Source organism: Clostridium sp., from assembly GCF_040797585.1.
In the GTDB taxonomy this organism is placed as follows: Bacteria; Bacillota; Clostridia; order Clostridiales; family Clostridiaceae; genus Clostridium_Z.
The window spans coordinates 1-2,992 of record NZ_JBFNEO010000275.1 but is presented as its reverse complement, the minus strand read 5'-3'; the positions used below and the strand labels follow the sequence as shown (position 1 = coordinate 2,992).

Annotated in this window: 3 protein-coding genes and 1 pseudogene; all 4 read left to right on the top strand. The window is 29.1% G+C overall.

The window, feature by feature from the left end:
• Positions 1–116 precede the first annotated feature (116 nt).
• The gene (locus AB2369_RS12675; protein WP_367666836.1) at positions 117–1,070 is read left to right on the top strand and encodes a 2-hydroxyacid dehydrogenase; all 954 of its coding nucleotides are present in this window, start codon (positions 117–119) and stop codon (positions 1,068–1,070) included.
• A 282-nt stretch (positions 1,071–1,352) separates the two neighbouring features.
• Complete coding sequence (locus tag AB2369_RS12670; RefSeq protein WP_367666835.1) at positions 1,353–1,820, top strand: DUF4342 domain-containing protein; 468 nt, start codon at positions 1,353–1,355, stop codon at positions 1,818–1,820.
• A 303-nt stretch (positions 1,821–2,123) separates the two neighbouring features.
• Positions 2,124–2,804 carry a response regulator transcription factor gene (locus AB2369_RS12665; protein ID WP_367666834.1) on the top strand — a complete coding sequence of 227 codons (681 nt, stop codon included), beginning with the start codon at positions 2,124–2,126 and terminating at the stop codon, positions 2,802–2,804.
• Positions 2,797–2,992 (top strand): annotated as a pseudogene (locus AB2369_RS12660) (hypothetical protein); the annotation flags it as partial. The gene AB2369_RS12665 and the pseudogene AB2369_RS12660, both read left to right, overlap by 8 nt.

Below are 2,992 nucleotides of genomic sequence, written 5' to 3'. Positions count from 1 at the left end.
GTATATATGTAAAATTTAATTATGTTAAATATATCCTGAGTTTATATCTTTAACATATAAAAGAGATATAATTATATTAGTTAGAAATTTTTTATATTAAATGGAGGATATGTAATATGAAGATAGTTTTATTAGAGCCATTAGCAATAAGTAAGGATACATTAGAAGATTTATCCTATAAGCTAAAGGATATGGGGCATGAATTTATATCCTATGACACAGTGGAAAAAGACACTGAAATTCTAAAGAAAAGAGCGGAATCTGCAGATATTCTTATAATTGCAAATAATACTTTAAATGGGGAAGTTATAAGATCAGTAGAGAATCTTAAGTATATAGCTGTGGCTTTCACGGGAGTAGATCATGTTGATAAAGAGGCATGTAGGGAAAGAGGAATAAAGGTATCTAATGCCCAAGGATATGCTACTGAAGCAGTAGCAGAACTTACCATAGGAATGATTATATCACTTTTAAGAAATGTTATAAAATGTGATGAGGTAACTAGGAAAGAAGGAACCAAGGCTGGTCTTGTAGGAAGTGAATTAAATGGAAAGACAGTGGGGATAGTAGGAACAGGAGCCATTGGACTTAGAACTGCTGAGATTTTAAAAGCTTTTAATTGCAAGCTTTTAGGATATAGTAGATCTGAGTCTAAGAAGGCGAAGGAATTAGGAGTAGAATATGTTACCCTTGAAGAATTACTTTCAAGAAGTGATATAGTTTCTTTACATACTCCTTTAAATGAGGAAACTAAAGGACTTATAAATAAAGAGAGAATAGCTCTTATGAAGAAGAGTTCGATACTTATAAATGTAGCAAGAGGTCCTGTGGTAGATAGTGACGCTCTTGCAGAGGCATTAAATAATGGGGATATTGCTGGTGCTGGTATAGATGTTTTTGAGGTGGAACCACCTATTAAATCTAACCATCCTTTACTTAGTTCAAAAAACACCTTAGTTACACCTCATGTAGCTTTTGCTTCAGAGGAGTCTATGATAAAGAGAGCTAATATAGTTTTTGATAATGTATACTCATGGATAGATGGGGAAGAAAAAAATATAGTTATATAAGTTTTTATTAAAGAGGCTCTCTAGTTTTACTAGAGAGTTTTTTATCTGATGGCTACTAATTGTAACGCCCTATCATCTTAAAAGTTATGGAATAACAGTTGCTTTGCTCCTGAATTAACTAATTTAGCCTTGAGATAGTAGAAAGAATACTATTTGAAGGAAGATTCGTTTTATTTTCTAATGAAATTCTAATGTTTCATTAAGTCTTTTATAATACTCTAAGTTTATAATTAAGTTAAGTCAAAGGGATAAAATAAAAATTAAAAGTTGGAGGTATTAATTATGGTAACAATAGAGCAAATTGATGAATTAAAAAAGAGAGTTAATGTAAGTTATGAAGATGCGAAGGAAGCATTAGAAAATAGTGATGGAGATGTATTAGAAGCTATACTTTATTTAGAAAAGAGTGGGAAAATAAAAAAGGAAGAAGAAAATAAGGACAATGGAGAAAGTTTTTCGAAGGTAGCTTGTAGCTTTATAGCTTGGTGCAAAAAATGGATAGGAAAAGGAAATAGAAATCATATAATAGTAACAAAAAGAGATAATGTTATATTAAAACTATCCTTAACAATATCTGCAATAATTACTATAGTTGCACCGTATATAGCAATACCATTAGTAATATTAGCGTTATTTACAGGACACAAATTTAGAATTCATGGACAGGACGTTGAGAATAGTAAGGTAAATGAGACTTTGGATAAAGTATCTAACACAGCAGAGAATATAAAAGAAGAGTTTGTAAAATAGTTATTTCATAAAGTTACTACCTAGCGTGATATTTCTATAGACGTATCACATCATGTATTAAACTAAACCTTAATATGCTATTATTTACATTATATTTAAGGGTTGAGTTTACATGTAGTACCTCTAGATATTTAAACCTTTTAAAATATAAATGTAAAATCAAAGCTTTTAAATTCATTTAAAATGTGAAAAGATATAAAAACACACTGACTATAAGAAGATTTTCCTATAGAAATAGTGTGTTTTTTGATATGATTAATTTAATATTACTTTAAAGCTATTTTTAAGTTTGGAGGAAAGGATATGAAGGGTAAGATACTTATAATAGAGGATGAGGTTAAGATAGCAAGATTTCTAGAATTAGAGTTAAACTATGAGGGTTATGAAGCTTTTAAGATTCATGATGGAAGAGAAGGACTTATGAAAGCAAGAGAAGAAGACTTTGATTTAATACTTCTAGATATAATGCTTCCTTCTATGAACGGGATAGAGGTTTTAAGGAGAATTAGAGAGAATTCAGAGGTACCAGTGATTATGCTTACAGCTAAGGATGATACCATGGATAAGGTTACAGGTCTTGATATGGGAGCAGATGATTATGTAACAAAACCTTTTGAGATAGAGGAACTTTTAGCAAGAATTAGGGTAGCACTTAAGAAAAATAAGAGTGTAAATATAAGTAGTAATATTCTTAAAGTTAACAATTTAAAAGTAGACTTAGATAAATACATTGTTACTTTTAATGATAAAATAATAGATCTTACAAAACGTGAATTTGATTTATTACACTATCTTCTGGAGAATAAAAATAGAGTATTATCTAGAGAAAAAATAGTGGAAAGAGTTTGGGGGTATGATTACCTAGGAGATACAAATGTGGTTGATGTATATATAAGATATTTAAGAAGTAAAATTGATGATAAGTATGATAGGAAATTGATTCACACTATAAGAGGGGTGGGCTACGTTATAAAAGATGAATAACTCTGAAATTGACTACAAAGAAATAATAAAATACTTAGAAAAAATTATTATATATATATGGAATGAACTTACGGGTTTTCTAAAAAAAGCTTATAAGGATTTTGTAACTAAACTAAGATTTTCTATAGTTTTAAAACTTAATCTTATGTATATGTTAAGAATCATAGGTAGTTTAATAACTTTAAATA